A 23,264-nucleotide genomic window follows, 5' to 3' on the forward strand; every position below is an offset into this window, starting at 1 on the left:
ATCAAGCTATAAAAAAAGCCTCCTGAATCCATCAGGAGGCTTTTTTGCGTGCCTGGCCGCGGGTTATTGCTGCACTACCCTGATATGCTGGGTGGGCCCGTTGTTAGTGCTGATATTGAGCATATACATTCCCTGGGCTTTAGTATCCGGGGCAACCAGCAGGCTGTGCGTACCCGCCGGTAGCGTTTTGGTGGACGTGCGGTACACTTCCCGGCCCAGCGCATCGTGCATGACAATGGTAACGGGCGAATTGGCTACCAGGCTTACATCAACGGTCAGAGTGCCCCGGAACGGGTTGGGGTAAGCCGACATCTGCAGGCCACCGGCCTGTACTACCACCGTTTGCACGGGGCTGTAGCCGGCTTTCCCATCCAGATCCAGCTGCTGCAGGCGGTAGTACTGCACGCCGGCCGGCCGGTTGGCGCGGTCCACAAAGGAGTAGTTCTGCACTGTCTGGGAGTTGCCGGCTACGGATTTCACAAAGCCGATACTCTGGAAATTTACGCCGTTGTGGGAGGTTTCAACCGAGAATCCATCATTGTTCTTCTCGCTGGCCGTGCTCCAGTTAAGCAGGGTAGTCTGCTGCTGGCGCCGGGCAGAGAAGGATATGAGCGACACCGGCAGCGGCATACCTTTGTCGCCCAGTGTCAGGCGGCCCAGGCTCGCCAGGCGTACCCCAACAAATCTGTTATCGGCTTCCGATAGGGTACCCCCAACCCGGCCCCAGCTTACGCCATTATTGGTAGAGCGGAACAGGGCCAGACTGCTTTCGGCAATACCGTTCAGCTCCGCTTCCCGGTACGCAAACGTGGCGGTCATATCCATGGGCGGGGCGGTCAGGTTAGCGCCCGTGGCCGAAACATCAAAGTAGCGCAGGATGCTGGTGCTGCCCGGCAGGCCCGTCTGAGCCGTATTGGGTCCGGTTACCCGCAGTACCGTGGTCGTCCCCGGCGACAGCCCGGAATTAACCGCCAGCGCCAGGCCAATATTGCCGAATGCCTGCGTGCCCGAAGCCGGAACCGTGCGGATAGATCTTACCCGTCCGAGAACATAGCTGGCATCGGTTTCACTGATGCTGCCGGTAGTGCCCAGGTCGGCCATATAGTTGGCGGAGGTTTCCATTACGCCCACCTGCATATTCAGCAGATTAGTCACGCTCACTGTGCCGGTAAGGGTTTTAATGCCGGCGGTGCCGGAGGTGAGGTTATAGAACGTGGCGCCGGCAATAGCCTGGTTGATGCCTTTTAGGGTGAAAGTGCCCGCCTTCTGCTCGAAGGTGCCGCCTCCACTGGTGTCAAAATCACCATACAGGTCCAGATTGCCGCCCGGCAGCGTCCACTTTCCGCTCACCGTGAGGGTAAGTACCTCACCAGTGCTTCCGCTGATAACCGGGTAGGGGCGGGAGCCACTTGGTACCGGCACAATACCATTAATGGTAGGATCCGGCACGCAGGCGGTCCAGTTCCTGGCATCAAACCAGTTGTTGGAAACCTCACCCGTCCAGGTAGTGGTGTTGGTAACGGCCAGGGACTGAGAAGCACTGCCGCAGCCGGTGGTGTAGGTGATGATAAACGGCCCGGACCCGGTCTGCAAGGCAGCTGCCGCGCTGAAGGTGGAACCCGTAACCCCCGGCCCCGACCAGGTGCCGCCCGCTGGGTTGGCGCCCGTGAGAGCCAGCGTACCATTAATGCAAACCGGCTTCGCAAATGCTGCCAGCGTAGGCGTGGCAATAACAGTAAGGGAACGGGTGGCCACGCCGCAGCTGGTAGTATAGGAAATGGTATGCACGCCGGCGCCAGCCCCCGTGGGGCTAAACTGGTAGGTAGTTACCCCATTCACGATAGAGGACGAAACCCCCGGCCCGGAATATGCGCCGCCTGCCGGTGCCCCGCCCGAAAGCGTAATGGCGGCGTCGCTCTGGCACATGGTACTGAGCGCGGCCAGCGTAGGCGTGGCAATAACGGTGATAGGCTGCGAAACAGCGCACCCATTCGTGGCCTGATAGGTAATCTGATAAGTGCCGGCGGCCAGAGTTTTGGCGGCGTTGAACACGTAGGTGCCGGCCGTGGGCTGCGTTATGGCCCCGGCCGTGGGGCTGCTGTATACGCCGCCCGTAGGCGTACCCGTATTCAGGGTTAGCGAAGTGCTCTGACAAATGGGAGAGTAGGCGGCTAAAGTAGGCACGGCCTTCACCGTAATGAGCTGAGATGCCGAGCAGCCGTTTATGGTATAGGTAATAAGGTTGGTCTTGCCTACCAGACTAGGGGAGGGGGTAAAGCGGTAGCTGCCGCTGTTGCCAATGGCCGTTACGCCCGGCCCGGAATAGATGCCCCCGGTTGGTAGGCCCCCGGTTAAGGTAAATGCACTTTCATTAGCGCACACATCCGGGAAAGCAGCCAGCGAAATTTCCTTAACTGTGATAGTACGGGAAACGGAGCAGCCGTTTACCGCATAGTAAATGGTATAGGTACCATCACCCACAGCAGCGGGGTTAAATTTGTATACGCCATTACTCTCCGTAACCCCGGTGCCGGAATATACACCGCCCGCGGGCGAGCCGCCCGTCAGCGTAAAGGCTGCGGTATTGGCACATACGGCGTTAAAGGCTGTTAAAGCAATGGCCTTTACCGTGATGCTCTGCGTAGCTGAACACCCATTTACGGCGTAGGTAATGGGATAAGTACCGGCAGCAACAGAAGTAGGTGTAAACTGATACACCCCATTATTTACCGTCACCCCGGTGCCGGAATACACCCCGCCCGCCGGTGAGCCAGTTGTCAGGATGAAAGCGGAAGCATTAGCGCACACATCGGAAAAGGCAGGAAAGGCAATGGGCTTCACATTAATGCTTTGCGTGGCGGAGCAGCCATTAATAGCGTAGGTTATATTGCGTGAGCCAGTGCCTCCCACGGCTGGATCTAGCATATACTTTCCATTAAGGTACGCCACACCTGTGCCCGTGTATACACCGCCTATAGGCGCACCACCCGTCAGCTCAAATGGCGCCGCATTGGCGCAGACAGCCGCAAAGGCAGCCAGTGAAATATCCTTCACCGTAATGTTCTGGGTGGCCGAGCATTCATTTACCGTATAGGTTATAGGGAAAGTGCCTACACCGGCAGCAGAAGGGGTAAAGCGGTAAGTGCCATTAACCAGTGTTACTCCTTTTCCGGAATAAGCTCCCCCGGCTGGCAAGCCACCGGAAAGGGTCAAAAACGATGCATTCAGGCACACATCATTAAATGCAGCAAGGGATATAGCTCTAACATTGATGGGCTGCGTGGCCGAGCAGCCATTCACGGTGTAGGTAATAGTGTGGGTACCTTCTCCGACTGTAGCGGGATTAAAACGGTAGCTGCCACTTACCAGCGAAACACCCGTTCCGGAGTAAACGCCTCCGGCCGGTGAGCCGCCGGCTAATACCAGCGCCGGCGCGTTAACACAGATATCGGACAGGCTGGCCAGGGCAATTTCCTTCACCGTAATGCTCTGCGAGGTCGAGCAGCCATTGGCTGAATATTGAATAGTGTGGGTGCCTATGCCAGCGGTAGACGGAGTAAACTGGTACACGCCATTGCTTCCGGTAACCCCCGGCCCGGAATAAATGCCGCCTGAGGGTGAGCCGCTATTCAAAGGAAAAGCCGCCGCATTCAGACATACATCCCCAAAAGCAGGAAGGATCGTCGTTTTCACTACGATGCTGCGGGAAACGGAGCAGTCATTTGCTGTATAGGTAATGGTCTTGGTGCCTATGCCGGCCGTAGCAGGGTTAAACTGATAGGTAGTTACCCCATTCTGAGTTGAAGACGTAACCCCGTCGCCGGAGTACACACCGCCCGCGGGCGAGCCGCCCGTCAGCTGGAAGGGGGCAGCATTGGCGCATACATCCGTAAAGGCAGTTAAGGCAATGGCTTTTACCATAATGCCTTGCGAAGCTGAACATCCATTTACCGTGTAGGTAATGGTTTTACCACCCGTACCCGCGGTAGCAGGGTTAAATTGATAACTGCCACCTACCAGGGATACGCCGGTACCGGAATATACCCCACCGGCCGGTGCCCCACCCGTGAGAATAAGTGGTTCGGCGTTAACACAGATATCACTAAATGCCGCCAGAGTAGGCAGTGGGGTGATGGTAATACTCTGGGAAGCGGTGCCGCAGCTGGTAGTATAATCAATCTGATAAGTGCCGGGGGCCAGCGTTTTGGCGGCGTTAAACACGTAGGTGCCCGCCGTGGGCTGCGTTACGGCCCCGGCCGTGGCGCTGCTGTACACCCCGCCCGCCGGACCTCCACCAGACAGCGTACGGGAAGTGCCCTCACAAATGGCGGTAAAAGCTGCCAGCGTGGGCGCCGCAATAACCGTGATGCTCCGGGAGGCCGCGCAGCCATCGGCAGTATACGTTATGGTGCGGGTGCCAGCGCCGGCCAGCGCCGGGTCAAACTGATACCCGCCGGTGCCATTCTGGGCCGGAGAGGTAACGCCGGTGCCCGAGTATACGCCGCCTTCGGGCAGGCCGCCCGTCAGCACAAAGGCGCCGGCATTGGCACACACACTGCTGAAAGCAGCCAGCGTGGTAGATTTAACCAAAATGCTTTGCGAAGCGGAGCAGCCATTGGCTGTATACGTAATGGTTTTGGTGCCTATGCCGGCCGTAGCAGGGTTAAACTGATAGGTGGTTACCCCATTCTGAGTTGAGGACGTAACCCCCGTCCCGGAGTACACGCCGCCGGCCGGCGCGCCACCGCTCAGCGTGAAGGCACCTGCATCAAGACAAACCGGATTCAGCGCGGCTAAAGTGGTGGGAGCCGTAACGGTAATGGGTTGCGTGGCTTTGTAAGCAGAAATTGGACAAGCGCTGTTTCCCTGTGATTTAGGGGCATTGGGCGCCGTATAAGTAATGGTAAATGTGCCTACGCCGGCCAGGGAAGGGTCAAACTGATAGTTAGCGGTACCATTCTGCGCTGGCGTAGTTACGCCCGTACCCGAGTAAACCCCACCTGCTGGCAGGCCGCCACTAAGATTAAAGGGTGCATAAGTAGAGCAAACAGTAGGCAGTGCGGGTAAAGTGGTGGTGGGGCAGAATGATATATTGATATCATCAATAATCATAAAGTCCTTAGACTGAGCTCCTGTAGTTACACTAGGACTTTGCAGCTTAAAGGCAATGTAGTATTGCGTTGTAGCGGTAACGGAAAATGTCCCTGCGTAGGAGGTATAAGTATCTATAAGAACGTTATTCGGAACGAAAGTACTGGTTGTGCCTGATGGCGCATAAATCACGCGGGCAGCACTATTAGTGGCATTTGCATTAGTAGGAGCCAAGCTGCCGGGTATCCCCATAATGCGCAACGACCCAGGCTTAGGCGTGCTGTTGGCAGTAGTAGATACCTTGGCAAAAACCTCCACTCTGTAATCATAGCCTGGCTCAAAGGTGATTAACTGGGTTATGATGGATCCATCATAGGTCTGAGTATTAGTACCCTCATTGGTGATTAAGCCAGCATAGCACCCAGTTCTAGGCTCTCTGTTAACCCCATTAGACAGGTCTTTCGCTACCCGCCCAATGGTGGTACCTACCGCCTTGTCATAAGTAAGCACCGGGTCGAAAGCCTCATTTTCTATCGGGTTAGTAGCCGGGCAGTCGCCTCCTTCAAAACCCGATTGGTAAAGAACCTGTCCCAGGCCAGGCAGGCTGCTCAGCAGGATAATCCCCAGCAACAGTACGCCGCGCCACGTGGCCGCATAGTTCCGCTTAAGAATACCCGCCAGTAGAGTGAGTAGCGGTTTCCCATCCCTTGATGCAGAAGGAACAGAAAAAGGAGGTAGAATGTGTTGCATGAGGTATTTAGTATATAATCAGTAAGAAATTTCCTTTTTAAAAGAATATATCGAAAGAGTGTAACCTTTTTCAGTAATAATATTAGAAGATTGTTTTTGATTAATCTATATGCTTGTTCATATTTTTTTATAATAAATTATTATTTTTTCATCCAAGTTGTGTTTAGGCCTATTCCTATGATTATTATAAGGATATACAGTGATTGTTAATTTTATAAAACACACTTACTGGAAGGTGCTATGAGTATAAGGCACTTAAAAAAGTAATATATCCTACTATTACGCATGCTGATTATTCTTCATCTGCCAGATAAGCAGCTGGTTATAGTGCTTTTGATGAGTGGATTTCAAAAGCGGCCATACATCGGAGATGGAATGCCGCCGCCCCGGCACCTCTGAAGGCTTAGCTATCCGGATTTACTACTCTCCCTGGCTTTTACCTGTTACCTCCGCCTGGCCGGATTGCCGGATGGTAGCAGCGGGTATAAAGAAATGCAGGGGACCGGGATGAAATCATTTCATCCCGGTCCCCTGCATTAGAGCAACCTCGCCGCAGTGGTAGTCAGCAGGTTATTCCTGCACCAGTCTTATCCGTTGGGCCGGTAGGTTTCCGGACAGAATGCTCAGCATATACACTCCCGGCGTACGGGTATTGGGGCTGATGGTAAGCAACCCGCTGCTGGTGGTATCGGCCGCCATGGCGGCGCGGTATACTTCCCGGCCCAGCGCATCGTGCAGTACTAGCGTAATAGCCTGCTGCCGCAGCTGCGCGGGCAGTTCTACCAGGAAAGAGTTGCTAAATGGATTGGGGTAAGCCTTGGCGCTGCTTGCCGCCTGACTTATTGTGACGGCACGCACCGGGCTGTAGGCAGTTGTACCATCCATATCTACCTGGCGCAGGCGGTAGAAGTACGTGCCGGCAGCCCGCGGTGTAGCATCGGTGTAAGCGTAAGACTGCAGCGTGGTGCTATTCCCTCCCTCCGATGGCACGAAAGCCAGCTCCTGGAAGTTAACGGGCCCCTGAGCGGCTACTTCTACGCCAAACCCGCGGTTATTCTTCTCCATGGCCGTGCTCCACGTCAGGCGTACTGCCTGGTTGCTGCCCTTCGCCTCAAAGGCCACCAGCGTAATGGGCAGCGGATTTGCCCGGTCACCCAGCGTGAGGCGCCCCAGCGCCGTCAGGTTCGTGAAAGCCACCTGGTTGGCGGTCGGGTTTGCTACGCTGGGCAGCGGAGTCCAGGGAATGCCGCCATCGGCGGAGCGAAAGGCGCGCAGGTTGTTTTCCGGAATACCGTTCAGCTCGGCCTGCCGGTAGTTAAGTGTGCCTGACAGCGTAAAAGGGGCGGTTGTTGCCGGTACGGCTACCACATCAAAGTACCGCTCAATGCTTTGGCTGGTACCTTCGCCGGTTTGAATGGCACCAACGGTGCCCGATATTCTGTTAACTACAATAGTGCCGGGTGAAGTGCCGGAGGTAAGGGCTAATGAAAGTCCAATTCCCCCAAAGTTTTGAGTGCCCGAGGCGGGAAGGGGCCGCTCAGCCCGTACGCGGGCATATACATAACTATCTTCCGTCTCAATCAGATTGCCGGTAGTGCCCAAGTCTATCCGGAAATCGGCGGAGCCATTTAAGTCACCCGTATTTATTACCCCACTCTGCATGGTAAGGGTACCGGTTACTGCAATATTGCCATTTAAGGCGGTGGTACCGGTAGTAGCTACTATCAGGTTATTAAAAGTAGCAACCCCCACAATCTGGCTGTTGCCCATCAACTTAACGGTACCGCCAGTGTGCACAAATCGACCTGACCCGGAAATAATTAAGTCGCCATGCAGATTAATGTTTCCTGAGGTGGGGAGCCATGTGCCCGCCACTACGAGGCTGCGTACGTCCACCGTAGTGCCAGGGGTAATGACGGGGTAATTGTTGGAAGCAGAAGCCGGAATAAATGCGCCAATGGTGGTGCTGGGTACGCAGTTAGACCAGTTCCGGGCATCAGACCAGTCATTTGACACCGCTCCCGTCCAGTCAGAAGTACCGGTAACGTTCAGATCAATGGTAGCGCTACCGCAGCTGGTAGTGTACGTAATAGTGAAAGGGCCGGTACCCGTTAAGCCACCCGGATTGAATATCCCACTGGTAGAAACACCAGGCCCGGAAAAAGTGCCTCCGGATGGCGATGCATAAGGGGCTAAATCGAGGGTAGTACCGGCACAAACCGCCTTAAAACTTTGGGAAAATGAGGGCTTGGGGATAATCGTAATGGTTTGCGAAGCACTGCCACAGCCCGTGGAATAAGTAATGGTATAGTCTCCCGGAGCTAAGGTGCCGGCCGCATTGAAGGCATAGGTAGTGCCAGATGGGTTGGTGATGGAAGTAACCCCAAGGCCCGAGTAAGAGCCACCCGCCGGCGTGCCGGCCGAAAGCGTCTTAGAGTCGCCTTCGCAGATAGAGCCTAAAGTACCAAGGGTAGGCAGCGCAATAACGGTGAGCGTTTGGGAGGAAGTGCTGCCGCAGGGTGAAGTATAGGTAATGGTATAATTGCCGGCATCACGGGCCACCGGATCAAACGTGGTAGTCGTAGTGCCATTTACGGCATAAGTACCACCTGCCGGAGCGCCACCGGAAAGAGCAAAGGCCGCCGTGTTATCACAAACCGGATTAAAGGCGCTTAAACTAGCAGGCGAACAGGCCTCCGTGACGGTTACATCATCGATAGACAGGTACGGAGCCCCATTGCCCGTTGCGGTATTGGAAAACAATTGAAAAGCAACCCGCCGGGATATCTGCGTTGCAACGGTAAATTGAGTGGTATATAGCGTATAAGCAGTGGTAGTAACGTTGGTCGTAGTAGGAAAGCCGGTAGCAGAGAGCGTACCCAGCCGCACAACTGTATTGGCACTTGAAGAGGTTACCGCACTTCGAATACCAGCATTAGTCGTTTGGTCCGTAGTTAAAATCGTGAGAGCACCTGGTGTTAAGGAAGCATTCTGGCGGACGCCAATGCGGGCGTAAACTGAAATGGTATAGGTGTAACCCGGCCGAAAAAGTATATCAGTTGCGGTGATGATGGAGGCATCGTAGGTCTTCGTGTTAGAGCCGGTTGCCTGCACATAACCAACCCAAGAGCCTGTTCTGGCCGTAACTTCTCCTCCGGTAGTCGTAACATTCAAACGCCCAAAAGGGGAGTTGTTTTGATTATTTGAGGTTTCAGCAGACGTGGCACTATACACAAAGCCCCCTGCGGTTTCAAACCCATTGCTAAATAGCTGACCCAACGAGGTAAAAGGAAGCAGGAAAAAAAACCATAAGAGGCCCGCTCTCTGCGTTAGCAATACTGGCTTTACTTTCTTTGAAGCGGCCACCCAGGAGAGCGACAATCCTGCCAGGGCAGCAGGCTTTTCATTGTAGCAGCCTGCCCGGCAACTGCTGAAAGTACTTTTGAGGGAGCTGGTAAAAAGTTGCATGGCCTATACGCTTTAGAGGTCCTATCCACTACACTACCCACCGTTAGCCCGGCACTTCGAGCCACTCAGCAGCCTTTTTATAAAAATAACTATTTTTATTTTTAATTACACTTGATTTAGAATATAACTTTGGCTAATTAGAAAGTTTTTGCCTGAAATTCGACTTGGTGGAAAACTGGTGAGCTTAGCTTAAGTCCTGCTTGTCAGAGTAGTAGATAAGCTGTTGCTCCTGTAGTTTCTCGAAATCCTGTCAGATAAAAACCATGTGGCCCTAGGCGCTATAAAGGCAGTCCGCTATCCTGATCAGGATAGCGGACTGCCTTTATAGCGCCGGAAAAGATTAAAGCCTACGGCCGCTTGCCCTGCCGCCAGAGCTTGTTAAATGAAGTATCGGCCACTAGTAGCGGCTCGCGGCGCTTACTCCAGCCTACTTGGCTCAGCAGGCGCATCAGCACCCAGTTCTTGGCCCGCATGGGCAGCAGGTTAAACAGCGTGCGGCTGAGCATGGCGCGCATCCAGAGCTTAATAGCGCGGGATTCCTCTTTTTCGGAAAGGCCTTCCTCCACGCTTTGCTGGCGGTTTTTGAGCAGCAGGTTATGAATCGGGATTTTAACCGGGCACACCGAGGTGCAGGCCCCGCACAAGGAGGAAGCAAAGCTCAGGTGCTTGTTCTCGGCCATGCCGGAAAGGTGGGGCGAGATAACCGAGCCAATAGGGCCGGAGTACGTGTTTTCGTAAGTGTGGCCGCCAATGTTCTTGTACACGGGGCACACGTTCAGGCAGGCGCCGCAGCGGATGCAGTTCAGGGCCTCGCGCTTGTCGGGCTGGGCCAGCAGAGTGGTGCGGCCGTTGTCCAGCAGCACCACGTACATTTCCTCGGGGCCGTCTTTTTCCAGGGGCTGGCGCGGGCCGGTGTATACTGTGTTGTACACCGTTACCTGCTGGCCGGTGCCGCTGGTGCTTAGTAGCGGCCAGAACAAATCCAGGTCTTCCAGCGAGGGAATCACCTTTTCAATGCCCACAATGGCAATGTGCGTGCGCGGGAAGGTGGCGGAAAGGCGGGCGTTGCCTTCGTTCTCCGTCACGGCCACGCCGCCCACATCAGCCACCAGAAAGTTGCCGCCCGTAATGCCCACTTCCGCCGAGGTATACTTGTTGCGCAGCAGACGCCGGGCCGTGAGCACCAACTCCTGGGCATCATCGGTGGGGGCAATATGCAGGTGCTTTACAAAGATGTTGGCAATGTCCTGCTTGCTCAGGTGCATGGCCGGCGTTACAATGTGGTAGGGCCGCTCGCCATTCAGCTGCACAATGTATTCGCCCAGGTCGGTTTCAATGGACTCAATGCCTTGCTTTTCCAGGAAAGGGTTCAGGTGAATCTCCTCCGTGGTCATGCTCTTGGCTTTCACCACGGTGCGCGCGTGCCGGCGGGCCATGATCTTGCCGATTTCGTGCAGGGCCTCTTCCGCATTCTGCGCCCAGATAACGCGGCCGCCGCGCTCCGTAAAGTTGCGCTCAAACTCCAGCAGGTACTGGTCCAGGTTGTTGATGACCTTGGTTTTTAGGTACGATGCCCGCTCCCGGGCCAGCTCGTGGTCCTGATAGAAGCCCAGCCCGGTCTGCACGGCCGCGTTGTACTTGCCAATATTGAAGCGAATCTTACGCCGATGCTCCAGATCGAAGGCTTTGGCGTCGGAATCAACCAGAAACTGGGCGGCTTTCGATGGATTGGTGGCAGTAGGGTTCATAGCAGGGCGGCAATTAGGTCAGCGGATACTAACAAAGATAAAAACCCGCCGCACCCAAACGGGTTCAGCGGGTTTTTATGATGGAGAATTGTCATTCCGAACGCAGTGAGGAATCTGGCTGGCAGTTACCGCAGATTCCTCGCTCTCGCTCGGAATGACAACCGGCTTACGGCTTGTTGGAGTCCACTACCGGGCGCTGGTCACGGTTGGCCAGCTCCCAGGCGGCATAGTACACCAGGCGGGCGCGCTTTTCCATTTTCGGAAATTCGATTTTGCTTACTTCGTCGCCGGCGCCGTGGTAGTCATCGTGCACGCCATTGAAGAAGAAGGCCACCGGCACGCCGTTTTTGGCGAAGTTATAGTGGTCGGAGCGGTAGTAGAAGCGGTTGGGGTCCTGGGGGTCGTTGAAGCGGAAGTCCAGGTCCATCTTCGTGTACTGGTCATTGGCGGCCAGCACAATGCTGTGCAGCGTGGAGGAAAGCTTATCGGAACCGATAACATACACGTAGTCACCTTTGCCTTCGTGGTCCTTATCGGTGCGGCCTACCATGTCAATATTCAGGTCGGTTACCGTTTGGGCCAGCGGGAAAATGGGGTGGCTGGCGTAGTACTCCGAGCCCAGCAGGCCTTTTTCTTCGCCGGTTACCGTCAGGAAAAGGATGCTGCGGCGGGGGCCGTGGCCATCGGCTTTGGCCTTGCTGAAGGCTTCGGCCATCTCCAGCACCGATACCGTACCCGAGCCGTCGTCGTCGGCGCCGTTGTTTACCTCGCCATTAATGATGCCGATGTGGTCGTAGTGGGCGGAAACCACCAGCACTTCGTCCTTTTTATCAGTGCCTTCCAGGTAGCCCATTACGTTTTCCGTGGTGAACTGCTCCTGCGTTTTGGGGGCCGTTACGGTAAATTTGGCAGGCTTGAAGCTGGCTTTCACCGGCTTACCGGCTTTGCCTAGGGCGGCATCATACTTGGCAATGCCGGCGGCATTGGTTCCCAGCAGCTTGTAGCCCACGGCCGGCGACACGAAGAACGTTAGCGCGCGGGCGTCCTTGGCATCGGCAAAGGAAATGGTGGGCTTCTGCAGGTACGGCGTCATGCGGGCAGCCGTCTTCTCAAAGTTGTCGTTCGGGTTAAAGCTCACGAAGAACACGCTGCGCGCGCCTTTCTGCGTAGCCAGCGCCGACTTAGAGCGGTATTCCTTGCCCCATTTGCTGGGCTGGCCGTCTTTGCCCAGCAGCGGCTTGCCGTCTTTCATCGGCTCGCCCAGCAGGATAATCACGTCTTTGCCTTTCACGTCCAGCCCGGTATAGTCGGAGTAGCCGTCCTGCTCAATGCCGTAGCCCGCAAACACGGGCTGCACGGTAGTAGGCTGCTGGAAGGGGGAGGTGCCGGCAGCATAGAAATCAGTGAGCCACTTGTAGCTCTGGCTGCCAATTTTCAGCGTGGGAGCCTTAGCGGCATCCCAGCTGGAGCGCACCATAGTGAAGTGCTGAATGTAGGGATTGTCCGAGTTCGGCACCGGGCCGGCGAGGCCCAGCTCCTGGAAGCGCTTGGCAATGTACTCAGCGGCCATTTTCTGGCCTTTTTCGCCGGTTTCGCGGCCTTCATACTCATCAGAGGCCAGCACGGTGAGGTGGCGGCGCAGGTCTTCCTGCGTGATGGTTTCGGCGTAGGTCTGTTTCACGTCCGCCGGAGCAGGGGCGGCCACTGGGGCTGCGGCTTCCATTACCGGAGCGGTGGTTTTCTCGGTTTTCGGCTTGTGCTTAACCTTAATCTTGTGCTTGGTGGGGGCTTGTTGGGCCACCGCCGCGGTGCTGCATAGGGTGGCCAGCAGCAGCGCATACAGGGAATGATGCTTCATACGAATCTAAAAGGCGGGAGAAAAAGAAGTTAGGAGCAAAGACACCAGCTTAGGGAAAAGCTTGCATGCCCCCGAAAAAATTCCGGAACTGAATTTTAAGAATGGGTAATCAACACCGATGCGTAGGCGGCCACGCCTTCCTGCCGGCCCACAAAGCCCAGCTTTTCGGTGGTAGTGGCTTTAATGGATATATCCTCGGCAGGAATGCCCATTACCTCAGAGAGCACGCGCTGCATTTCCGCAATGTGCGGGTTCACTTTGGGCTGCTCCAGGCATATGGTAGAGTCGATGTTGCTCACCTGGTAGTTTTGCTCGCGCAGGAGGCGCATCACCTCGGCCAGCAGGCGCTTGCTGTCGATGCCTTTGTACTGCGGGTCGGTGTCGGGGAAGTGGTAGCCGATGTCGCGCAGGTTGGCGGCGCCCAGCAGCGCATCACAAATAACGTGGATGAGCACGTCGGCATCGGAGTGGCCCAGTGCGCCGTGGGTGTGCGGAATCTGAATGCCGCCGAGCCAGAAGGGCAGGCCCTCGCGGAGTTGATGAACGTCGTACCCGAAGCCGGTGCGGATCTTCATAAGGAGCAGAAAAAGGAAAATGTGGGCCTACAAGGTACAACCGTCGGCGCGTTTTTCCGGTCTGGCGGTACGGTGGCTCCCCAGGCGTAAAGAAAATGCCTGAAAATCAGCACTGATCTAAAGTAAACGCCGGGCTTCTGCGTCAGAAATACTACTGACCAGCCCCCAACCTAAAAACATATAAAAAAATTAATGGAAACTTTGAAGTCATGCAAAGTTTCCATTGTACCTTTGCTCCCGCAATGGAAATTAAAGACCGGATTTTAGTAGGGGCAATAGAGCTGTTTATGCGGAATGGCATCCGTAGCGTGTCGATGGATGATATAGCCAGCCGCCTGGGCATGTCGAAAAAGACGCTTTACAAATGGTTTGAAAACAAAGACCAGATTGTGCTGGCCGTGATGCAGCAGCATCTTCATAAAGAAGAAGGCGAATGTGAAACGGCCTTCGGCAAAGGCGACAATGCCCTGGAAGCCATGTTTAACATGATTGACTGGCACCGCGACATGCTGGCTAATATTCACCCCGGCATTTTTCACGACCTGCAGAAATACTACCCCCAGGCCTGGACGCTGTTTGATGAGCATAAAAACACCTTCATTCTGGCCAAAATAGCCGCTAACATTCAGCGGGGCATGGAAGAAGGCCTTTACCGCCCTGATCTGGATGTGGAGGTGCTGGCCCGCCTGCACCTGGCCGAAATAGAGCTGATGTTTAACAACGTGGTGTTTCCGCCCAAGCAGTTTGGCCTGCAGCGGGTGAACTCGGCCATGATAGAGCACTTCCTGATTGGCGTTTCCACCATCAAAGGCCACCAACTGATCAACGAATACCGTCAGGCGACGGAAGAATAGCCCTTTCCCTTCTTAACATCTATGAAAAACACGCTTCGCTTCCTGCTGCTGCTCGCGGTGCTGGGCTTTCTGGGACTGCACGAGCTGCTGGCCCAGACGCCTTCCACGGGTCAGACAGTGGCTTCCTCAACCCCTATGCCCCTCACGCTGCAGCAGGCCATTGATTATGCTCTGCAGAACAAATCCACGCTGCAGTCTACCCGCCTGAATGAGCAGGTAGCCAAAGCCCGCGTGGGCGAGATTCGCTCCCAGGGCCTGCCCCAGATCAACGGGGCCGCCGGCATTACCGATAACTTTAAGCTGCAGAAGTCCCTGGTTGATTTCTCCCGCTTTGGGGGCGCGCCGCTCTCCGGCACCACGCTTACCCAAGAGGATATTGTGAAGGCCCAAAGCGGCCCGGTGGTGCTGCAGCCCAAGTACGGCGAAGCGCCCCAGACCGGTCCTACGCCGCTGGCCTTTGGCCTGCAGTATGCCGGCAACGCCGCCATTTCGGCTTCCCAGCTGCTGTTTGATGGCTCTTACCTGCTGGGCCTGAAAGCGGCCAGCGTGTACGAGAAGCTCTCCGTAAAGCAAACCAGGCAAAGCGAAATTGATGTGGTAGAGCAGGTAAGCAAAGCTTACTACAGCACGCTGGTGGCCCGCGAGCGGCTGAAGCTGCTGGCCCGCAACGTTACCCGCCTTGATACCTTATTATACCAGACCACCCAAACCTATAAAGAAGGGTTTGTGGAGAAGCTGGACGTGCAGCGCCTGCAGGTGCAGGCCAACAACCTGAAGATTGAGCAGCAGAAAGCCCAGCGTCTGGTAGACCTGAGCGTAGACCTGCTCCGCTTCCAGATGGGCCTGGATCAGCGCCAGCCCATTGTGCTGGCCGACTCCCTGGACGCCGCCATTACGGGGGCGCAAACATCGGTACAGACCACTGATAACTTCAATTACAGCAACCGCATTGAGTACTCCGTGCTGGAAACGCAGCGCGACCTGGCTGTGCTGGACGTGCGCAACCGCCGCTCGGGCTACCTGCCCAAGCTGAACCTGGTGGCCGCCTACGGTGTCACCGGCTCCGACCCCCGCTTTGGCGGCCTGATGGAGTTCCGCGGCCCGGACTCCCGCAACGCGGCCGGCTACATCAACCAGAACTGGTTTGGTTTCGGCAATGTGGGCCTGCAGCTGCAGCTGCCCGTGTTCGATGGCTTCCGCAAGAAGTACTCTATTCAGCAGGCCAAGCTGGCCCTGGAGCAGGTAAACAAAGGCTTTACCACCCTGCAGCAGAGCGTGGATCTGCAGCGCCAGCAGGGCGAAACCACCCTGCAGAACTCGCTGGACGTGCTGAATAACCAAAAAGCCAACCTGGACCTGGCCACCGAAGTAGCCCGCGTTTCGAAAATCAAATTTCAGGAGGGCGTAGGCTCTAACCTGGAAGTGATTACCGCCGAAACCGACCTGCGCCAGGCCCAAACCAACTACTACGCCGCCCTCTACGATGTGCTGGTAGCCAAAGTAGACTTCGCTAAAGCCAACGGCAGCCTGTATCAGGCTCAGAAATAAGCCTCTGCAGGCAACCCATTCTAAACTGCTCTCCTCTGATGAAAGCGACTCGCTTTTCCCTCATGAACTTTACCAATACTTCTTCGGCGGCCGTACTGGCCCTGGCCCTGCTGGCTTCTTCCTGTGGTGGCAAAAAAGACCCCGCGGCTGAGCTGGCCAAGCTGAAACAGGAGCAGGCCGCCAATGCGGCCAAAATTGCCGAGCTGGAAGCCAAAACCGGCAAACCCGCCAACCCTGCGTTGGCCGCCACGCCAGTATCCGTTATCAACGTAAAGCCCGAAAGCTTTAAGAGCTACCTGGAAGTGCAGGGGCGGGTGGAGTTTGATGAAAATGCCAACGTTTCGCCCCGCGTACCAGCCATGATTACCAACATCCGCGTGCAGCGCGGCGACCGGGTAAGCAAAGGCCAGGTGCTGGCTACCCAGGATGCGGCCGTGCTGGAGTCCGGCATTGCCGAGCTGCGCACCCGTCTGGAGCTGGCCCGCACGGTTTATCAAAAGCAGGAGCGCCTCTGGAAACAGCAGATTGGCACCGAAATTCAGTACCTGCAGGCCAAGAACAACTACGAGGCGCTGCAGCGCAGCCTGGCTACCCAGCAGCGCCAGCGCGCCATGTACAACGTGGTAGCGCCCTTCAGCGGTACTGTAGACGATGTGCCCGCCAAAGTAGGCGAGATGGGCAGCCCCGGCGTGCCGGTGGTGCGCTTGGTAAGCGGCAGCGGCGGCAAGATTGTGGCCGATGTATCAGAAGCCTACGCCAGCCGCATCAAAGCCGGCGACCAGGCCCTGGTCACCATTCCGGACCTCGGCAATGAGGAAATTACCTCCACCGTGCGCACGGTGAGCCGCACCATTAACCCCACCAGCCGCACGTTTGCGGTAGAGCTGCGGGTGCTGGGCAGCAAAGCCACCCAACTGCGCCCCAACATGGTGGCCACGGTACGCATCCAGAACTACGCGCAAAATAACGCCACCGTGCTGCCCGTTGACCTGGTGCAGAAGGATGAACAAAACAGCTACGTGCTGGTAGTGGAGCAGAAGGGCAACCAGAAAGTGGCCGCCAAGCGCATTATCCAGACCGGGAACACCTACAACGGCAAGGTGGAAGTAACTAGCGGTTTAAAGGCCGATGACCAGGTAATTTCCGCCGGGTATCAGAATCTGAACGAAGGACAGACGGTTAGTCTATAAAGCAGTATCACTCCCGGCTCCAGCTGAGCCGGCGAGTATCGTCCACCCCGCAAAGACCATATCATGCAGGACGTTGAAAAAGAGTTTGGACCCACCAGTTGGTCCATCAACAACAAAACCAGTATTTACATCATCACGGTGATACTCTGTATCGCGGGTATCTTCGCCTACATTAAGCTGGGCAAGGAGAAATTCCCGGATATCGTGATTCCGCGCATCATTGTGGCCACGGTGTACCCCGGCACGTCGCCCACGGACATCGAAAACCTGGTAACGCGCCAGCTGGAGAAGGAAATCAAGAGCGTAAACGGGGTGAAGAAGATTTCTTCCACCTCCAACCAGGACTATTGCATCGTGGACGTGGAGTTTGACTCCGGCGTAGACGTGCAGTATGCCAAGCAGCTCATCAAGGATGCCGTGGACAAGGCCAGCAGTGACCTGCCCAACGACTTGCCCACGCCGCCTACTGTGCAGGAAGTAAACCTCTCGGAGCTGCCCATCATGAACATCAACCTGGCCGGCAACCTGCCCGTGAGCCAGCTGAAAAAGTACGCCGATGACTTCCAGGATAAGATTGAGGCCCTGCCCGAAATCACCCGCGTAGACATCATTGGCGCCCTGGAGCAGCAGGTAAATGTGGACGTGGACCTGAATAAGCTGCGCGCCTCGCGCCTGGGCTTCTCGGATATCCAGCGCGCCATTGCCAGCGAGAACATCACCATTTCCGGCGGCTCTATTGATGTAGGCAACCAGAAGCGCGCCGTGCGCGTGGCCGGCCAGTACACCAAGGCTTCCGACATTGCCGATATTCAGGTGAAGAACCTGAACGGCCAGGCCATTCGCCTCGGCGACATTGCCACTGTGGAAGATGCCTTTAAGGACCGCGAAAGCTACGCCCGCCTCGACGGCAAGCCCAGCATCAGCCTGAACGTGGTAAAGCGCCAGGGCGAAAACCTGATTGATGCTTCCGATAAGATCAAGCAGATTATTGCGGAGTCGAAAACCAGCCTGCCCAAGGAGCTGACCATCACCGTAACCGGTGACACATCCAACGACACCCGCGTTACCCTTCACGACCTGATCAACACCATCATCATCGGTTTCCTGCTGGTAACCCTGATTCTGATGTTCTTCATGGGCACCACCAACGCTCTGTTTGTGGGCCTTTCGGTGCCCATTTCCATGTTCCTGGCGTTCCTGCTCATTCCCATCTTCGGCTTCTCGCTGAACATGATTGTGCTGTTCGCCTTCCTGCTGGCCTTGGGTATAGTGGTAGACGACGCCATTGTGGTGATTGAAAACACGCACCGCCTGCTGCACGAACACCCCGAGCTGGATACGCCCAAAGCCGCCAAATTCGCCGCTGGTGAGGTATTCGTGCCCGTATTGGCCGGTACCCTGACCACGGTAGCGCCTTTCGTGCCGCTGCTGTTCTGGCCCGGCATTGTGGGCTCATTCATGTACTACCTGCCCGTTACGCTCATTCTCACACTGATGTCGTCGCTGGTGGTGGCCTTCATCATGAACCCGGTATTTGCCGTGAGCTTTATGGAGCGCGAAGATCACCACGCCGAGGATAACAAGCCCAAAATGAGCCGCAATTTCCTCATAGCCATCGGTATTATGGGGCTGATTGCGGTGCTGGGTTACGTATTCGGCTCGCCCTTCGTGGGCAACCTGATGCTAACCATCATCCTGTTCGTCTTCCTTGATAAGTTCGTGTTTGTGAAGATGATTGCCTGGTTCCAGACCCGGGCGCTGCCGCGCTTCCAGAACGGCTATGCCAGCGTGGTTCGGGCGGTAACTGGTGGTACGCTGTGGCGACAGGTGGGCATTCTGTTCGGCATGATTGTGCTGTTCTTCCTGTCCATTGTGGCAGTCGGCATCCGCAAGCCCAAAGTAGCCTTCTTCCCGAAGGGTGACCCCAAGTTTGTATACACCTACCTGAAAATGCCGGTAGGCACCCGCGTTGAAATCACGGATTCCGTGACGAAAGTGCTGGAAAACCGCATCTACGGCGTTATCGGCCGCAACAACCCTGATGTGGAATCGGTGATTACCAACGTGGCCATTGGTGCCGGCGACCCGGGCGAGGCCTCCGCTTCCGGTGTGTCGCAGTCGCACCTGGGCAAGGTAGGCGTGGCCTTCAAAGAACTGAGCGAGCGGAAAGGCCCGCCCACCAGCGTGTACATGGATAAAATCCGGGAAGTGGTGAAAGGCATTCCGGGCGCCGAAGTAGCCGTAGACCAGGAAGCCAGCGGCCCGCCCACGGGTAAGGAAATTGCCATTGAAGTAGCCGGCGACGACTACGTGAAGCTGGCGGCGCTGTCAAAAGAGGTGATTCGCTATATCAACTCGAAGAACATTGGGGGCGTGGAGCAGCTGCGCTCCAACCTGGAAGACCGCAACCCCGAAATTGCGGTGAACATTGACCGCACCCGCGCCAACCGCGAGGGCATCAGCACTGCCCAGATCGGCATGGAAGTCCGGACCTCGATTTACGGTTCCGAGGCTAGTAAATTCAAAACCCCGGATGATGAGTACCCCATTCAGGTGCGCTACGCCAAGCCCTACCGCGAAGACGTGGACGCCATTGTGAATGCCCCGCTCACCTTCCGCGACGCCACCGGCCAGGTACGCCAGGTGCCCATCTCGGCCGTGGCCGATGTGACCTACGGCACCACCTACGGCGGCATCAAGCGCAAAGACGTGAAGCGCGTGATTACCATTTCTTCCAACGTGCTGAACGGCTTTACGGGGCCTGATGTGGTGGCCAACATTCAGCAGGCGCTGAAGGCCTTCCCCACGCCGCCCGGCTACACTATTAAAATGGGTGGTGCGCAGGAAAACCAGAAAGAAACCTCGGACTTCCTGCCGCTGGCCGGTCTGGGCGCCATTGGCCTCATCTTCCTGATTCTGGTAACACAGTTCAACTCGTTCAGCAAGCCGCTCATTATCCTCACGGAAGTAATCTTCTCCGTTATCGGGGTGCTGCTGGGCCTGGCCATTACGGGCATGAACATCAGTATTGTGATGACGGGCGTGGGTATTATTGCCCTGGCCGGTATCGTGGTGAAAAACGGTATTCTGCTGGTGGAATTCACCGATATGCTGCGCACGCAGGGCATGCCGCTGCGCGAAGCCATTATTCTGGCGGGCCGCACGCGTCTGAACCCGGTTATTCTGACGGCCACGGCCGCCATTCTGGGTCTGATTCCGTTGGCCATTGGCTTGAATATTGACTTCTACGAGCTATTCAACTCCGGCAATCCGCACTTCTTCATCGGTGGCGAATCGGTGGTGTTCTGGGGGCCACTGGCCTGGACTATCATTTTCGGGTTGTCGTTTGCAACCGTTATTACCCTGGTGGTAGTCCCGGTGATGTACCTGCTCAATGAGAAAATCCGCGAGAAGGTAACCGGCCGCTCGGCCGATGGCCCCGGCGCGGAAGCAGGCGCGGCTGATGCCGAAGAAATTGAGGCGGCTACCCCACCGGTATTCGCCAACTACTAACTCACTCGTTTTCCTGAACGTCGTCCCTTAATATGATTGCCTCGACGAGCCCTTCCTCCCGTGCCATTGCCCAGCAAGTGGTGCGCATTATCAGCAAGCGCAAAGCCATTAAGCCTTCGCGCCTGCGTATTTCCAGTAACCTCAGCCGTGAGCTGGGCTTCGATACAGTGGATGTCGTGGACATCATTCTAGAGCTGGAGCGCAGCTTTCACATCATCATCCCGGATGAGGTGCCCATCAGTACCGTGGGAGATTTTGTAAACTACGTAGCCACTCACACTCCGGAAGCCGCCGCCTAACTCCGCGGCTGCCCTAAGGCAATAAAAAAGCCCGACACCAAATGGTGCCGGGCTTTTTTATTGCTTTTTAACTACGGCCTAGCGGATGTTGCCGCCCGTGTCTCCGTTGGCATTGTTCGTGGAGTTTCGCTCCCGGCTGCTGTCGGTGGTATTGGCGGCTACATCGGCGTGGGGTTTCGCGGCGGAGTGCGACGGGCTCTTTTCAGAATATACCGGGTCGGTGCCAGCTTTCTTGGCCGATTCGCTTTCGGGCGTAGCCGGAGCATTGGCTTTGGCGGGAGCCGCCTGCTCGGGGCGCTCTTCGGTGGCATCTACGTGCGGCGTAAAGCTCTGGGAAGCTGAGGAAGAGCCGGAAACCACCACGGCCTGGGTTCTTTCCCACTCTTCAAACTTGTCCATCTCGTCTTTCAGCGTGGAGGTAAACCAGGCTACCAGCGCTACGTCATCCAGCAGACCCAGCACGGGAATGAAATCCGGAATCAAGTCGATGGGGCTCAGGAAGTACAGCAGTACGGCCACGGCCGCCACAATAGTAGGGGTGGGCAGACCTTTGTACTCGCCGCTGGAAGCCGCCCGTACCAGCCGGAACATGCGCTGCAGTCCTTCCCAGGCTTCGTGGGCCAGGGTGCCTACGTCTTTTTTGTCGCTGGCTTTCTGGTAAGCATCCGTGAGCAGCTGCTTGATGCGGGTAGGTTTCTGAACGTATTCTTCGGCGGTGCGCAGGGCCCGCTTGAAAAAAGGCGAGGAGCTTACCTGTTCGCCTTTGGGTGGTTGAGTAGCCATGGAAGAGAAAAGAATGTAGTGTGGAGGGAGGGCTCCGGAAGAAGCCGGGAGAGGTATTCTATACTGTGCGCGCTCAAAAATAGTTGACCTGCCGAGTTTCAACTCACCTTGCATAAAAAACCAGTGCCCGACCTGCAGAACAGGCCGGGCACCAGCGGAAGCAGAAATACCGGGAAGCTTAGTTTTGAGCTACGCGACCCGCTGCATAAAAATTGCGGTGATAGTAGGCCTGGTTCAGGGAGCTAACCATAACGCCCCCGTTGGTAGCGGAATGGGCAAACTTGCCATCCTTCAGGTAAATGCCTACGTGGTAGATTGGCTGGCCGGGGCCGCGACGGAAGAATACCAGGTCGCCGGTCTGCATTTCGTCTTTGTCTACGCGCTTCACGTTCTGAAACATGGAGCGGGAGCTGCGCTGCAGCGTTACGCCGTATACTTCTTTAAAAACGCGGGTTACGAAGCCGGAGCAGTCGGTGCCGCGCTTGGTGTTGCTGCCAAAGCGGTAGGGAGTGCCCATCCAGTCGGCTACGGTGCGGAGGAGGTCTTTGTCCTCGGTGTAAGCCAGCTTTACGCCCAGGGCGCTGGAGTAGTGCTGGTACAGAACCGAGTCGCGGTAAGAGGCCCGGTCGTTGGCGGCTTCGCCGTCGTTGGCAACCAGAAATTCGGGGAAGAGAGAGGCTTCAGCTACCACCGGCGCGCCGGCAGCAGTAACGGGTGCTTTCTCGAAGAAAAAGGATAGAGCCAGAGAGGCAGCGGCGAGGCAATACAGTATTCTGTTTTTCATTGTCCGTCGTGAGGTGGCAGAATCGTTTTGGTGGGTCGGCCCAGCCAGGGCCTTAGCATACTCCTTCGTTACTCAATAACCAGGGGTGAAGCAGCTGTAGAAAAGGTTGAAAAGAGAGGTAAGCCAGGAAGAAATCAGCCTTCGCTGAAATACCCTGTTGAGTAAAACTAGGCATAGCCGGCGGGTGCATCCAAGCTAAATCCTTAAAAAAAATCAAAATCCATGGTTAAGTGCAAAGAATAGGAAGAATGATGCAGAAGCTGCATGCAACTTCCTGCAAACCCGCCCCGTATATTCCGGCCGTTTCCTGTAAGCTATGAGTACCCCCCGCATTTTAGAAAACTCCCCCTTTGCCCGCGTTGCCCGCGTGGTGCTGCGGGCCCAAAGTGTGGCCATGGTGCTGGGCAATACAGTGCACCTGAGCGGGGCCCGGCGCGAGGAATTTTTGCAGGACCCCTACTGGGTGGCGCATGAGATGTGCCATATCCGGCAGTTCCGGGAACACGGCTTTGCGGGCTTTCTGTGGAAGTATTTGGTGGAGTCGGTGCGGGTAGGGTATTACGCCAACCGCTTTGAGGCCGAGGCCCGGCAGGCCGGCCGCGACGAGGCCCACCTGTACGCCGCCGGCCGCCCCCTGCCCGATCCGGCGCAGATGCACCAGGGCGCCCGCACGCCGGGCCAGGATAGTACCCGGGGGTAGCTTTTTATGCCCTGTCTGGGCGGCTCTTCGCTTAAGAGTTCCGGTAACTAAAGGTGCCGGCGGAGAAGGTTTTTCGGGCGGCGGCCGGGCTTCTTTTTGTGCT

Annotated in this window: 12 protein-coding genes and 1 pseudogene; 6 read left to right on the forward strand and 7 right to left on the reverse strand. The window is 56.2% G+C overall.

The annotated features are described in order from the left end of the window. Positions 1-63: 63 nt before the first annotated feature. From PK28_RS03460 to ispF, 5 genes are all read right to left on the reverse strand, one after another. Positions 64-5,112, reverse strand: a complete 5,049-nt coding sequence (locus PK28_RS03460; protein WP_044511446.1) for a T9SS type A sorting domain-containing protein — start codon at positions 5,110-5,112, stop codon at positions 64-66. A 1,299-nt stretch (positions 5,113-6,411) separates the two neighbouring features. Further along, on the reverse strand, positions 6,412-9,015 hold the full coding sequence (locus tag PK28_RS03465) for a T9SS type A sorting domain-containing protein (RefSeq protein ID WP_197070463.1): 2,604 nt from the start codon (positions 9,013-9,015) through the stop codon (positions 6,412-6,414). 641 nt (positions 9,016-9,656) lie between these two features. Beyond that, on the reverse strand, positions 9,657-11,057 hold the full coding sequence (locus PK28_RS03470; protein WP_044511451.1) for a LutB/LldF family L-lactate oxidation iron-sulfur protein: 1,401 nt from the start codon (positions 11,055-11,057) through the stop codon (positions 9,657-9,659). Positions 11,058-11,223: 166 nt separating this feature from the next. Next, on the reverse strand, positions 11,224-12,915 hold the full coding sequence (locus PK28_RS03475) for a M28 family peptidase (RefSeq protein ID WP_044511452.1): 1,692 nt from the start codon (positions 12,913-12,915) through the stop codon (positions 11,224-11,226). A gap of 95 nt (positions 12,916-13,010) precedes the next feature. Next, positions 13,011-13,490 carry a 2-C-methyl-D-erythritol 2,4-cyclodiphosphate synthase gene (ispF, locus tag PK28_RS03480; protein WP_044511453.1) on the reverse strand — a complete coding sequence of 160 codons (480 nt, stop codon included), beginning with the start codon at positions 13,488-13,490 and terminating at the stop codon, positions 13,011-13,013. 242 nt (positions 13,491-13,732) lie between these two features. On the opposite strand from ispF, the gene PK28_RS03485 reads away from it, so the two are divergent. From PK28_RS03485 to PK28_RS03505, 5 genes are all read left to right on the forward strand, one after another. Further along, entirely contained in the window at positions 13,733-14,344 is a 612-nt protein-coding gene (locus PK28_RS03485; RefSeq protein WP_044511455.1) for a TetR/AcrR family transcriptional regulator, read from the forward strand. A 21-nt stretch (positions 14,345-14,365) separates the two neighbouring features. After that, a complete protein-coding gene (locus tag PK28_RS03490; RefSeq protein ID WP_048825532.1) occupies positions 14,366-15,892 on the forward strand; it encodes a TolC family protein in 1,527 nt (508 codons plus the stop codon). A gap of 38 nt (positions 15,893-15,930) precedes the next feature. Then, complete coding sequence (locus tag PK28_RS03495) at positions 15,931-17,082, forward strand: efflux RND transporter periplasmic adaptor subunit (RefSeq protein WP_231576210.1); 1,152 nt, start codon at positions 15,931-15,933, stop codon at positions 17,080-17,082. 63 nt (positions 17,083-17,145) lie between these two features. Beyond that, entirely contained in the window at positions 17,146-20,595 is a 3,450-nt protein-coding gene (locus tag PK28_RS03500) for an efflux RND transporter permease subunit (RefSeq protein ID WP_044511460.1), read from the forward strand. Positions 20,596-20,627: 32 nt separating this feature from the next. Beyond that, positions 20,628-20,894, forward strand: coding sequence for an acyl carrier protein (locus PK28_RS03505; protein WP_044511462.1), 267 nt, complete (start codon positions 20,628-20,630; stop codon positions 20,892-20,894). A gap of 429 nt (positions 20,895-21,323) precedes the next feature. Here the strand turns inward: PK28_RS03505 and PK28_RS20300 are convergent. Next, positions 21,324-21,401, reverse strand: a pseudogene (locus PK28_RS20300) (YkvA family protein); the annotation flags it as partial. 454 nt (positions 21,402-21,855) lie between these two features. Next, a complete protein-coding gene (locus tag PK28_RS03515; protein WP_044511467.1) occupies positions 21,856-22,461 on the reverse strand; it encodes a C40 family peptidase in 606 nt (201 codons plus the stop codon). Positions 22,462-22,777: 316 nt separating this feature from the next. On the opposite strand from PK28_RS03515, the gene PK28_RS03520 reads away from it, so the two are divergent. Further along, the gene (locus PK28_RS03520) at positions 22,778-23,161 is read left to right on the forward strand and encodes a hypothetical protein (protein ID WP_044511468.1); all 384 of its coding nucleotides are present in this window, start codon (positions 22,778-22,780) and stop codon (positions 23,159-23,161) included. The last annotated feature ends 103 nt before the right edge of the window (positions 23,162-23,264 follow it).

The organism is Hymenobacter sp. DG25B (genome assembly GCF_000801315.1).
GTDB lineage: Bacteria > Bacteroidota > Bacteroidia > Cytophagales > Hymenobacteraceae > Hymenobacter.

What these genes read in the sequence shown, in the direction of transcription:
- PK28_RS03460 (WP_044511446.1), bottom strand. Translation starts at nt 5,112, where the DNA reads ATGATTATTGATGATATCAATATATCATTCTGCCCCACCACCACTTTA.
- PK28_RS03470 (WP_044511451.1), bottom strand. Translation starts at nt 11,057, where the DNA reads ATGAACCCTACTGCCACCAATCCATCGAAAGCCGCCCAGTTTCTGGTT.
- PK28_RS03475 (WP_044511452.1), bottom strand. Translation starts at nt 12,915, where the DNA reads ATGAAGCATCATTCCCTGTATGCGCTGCTGCTGGCCACCCTATGCAGC.
- ispF (WP_044511453.1), bottom strand. Translation starts at nt 13,490, where the DNA reads ATGAAGATCCGCACCGGCTTCGGGTACGACGTTCATCAACTCCGCGAG.
- PK28_RS03485 (WP_044511455.1), top strand. Translation starts at nt 13,733, where the DNA reads ATGGAAATTAAAGACCGGATTTTAGTAGGGGCAATAGAGCTGTTTATG.
- PK28_RS03490 (WP_048825532.1), top strand. Translation starts at nt 14,366, where the DNA reads ATGAAAAACACGCTTCGCTTCCTGCTGCTGCTCGCGGTGCTGGGCTTT.
- PK28_RS03495 (WP_231576210.1), top strand. Translation starts at nt 15,931, where the DNA reads ATGAAAGCGACTCGCTTTTCCCTCATGAACTTTACCAATACTTCTTCG.
- PK28_RS03500 (WP_044511460.1), top strand. Translation starts at nt 17,146, where the DNA reads ATGCAGGACGTTGAAAAAGAGTTTGGACCCACCAGTTGGTCCATCAAC.
- PK28_RS03505 (WP_044511462.1), top strand. Translation starts at nt 20,628, where the DNA reads ATGATTGCCTCGACGAGCCCTTCCTCCCGTGCCATTGCCCAGCAAGTG.
- PK28_RS03515 (WP_044511467.1), bottom strand. Translation starts at nt 22,461, where the DNA reads ATGAAAAACAGAATACTGTATTGCCTCGCCGCTGCCTCTCTGGCTCTA.
- PK28_RS03520 (WP_044511468.1), top strand. Translation starts at nt 22,778, where the DNA reads ATGAGTACCCCCCGCATTTTAGAAAACTCCCCCTTTGCCCGCGTTGCC.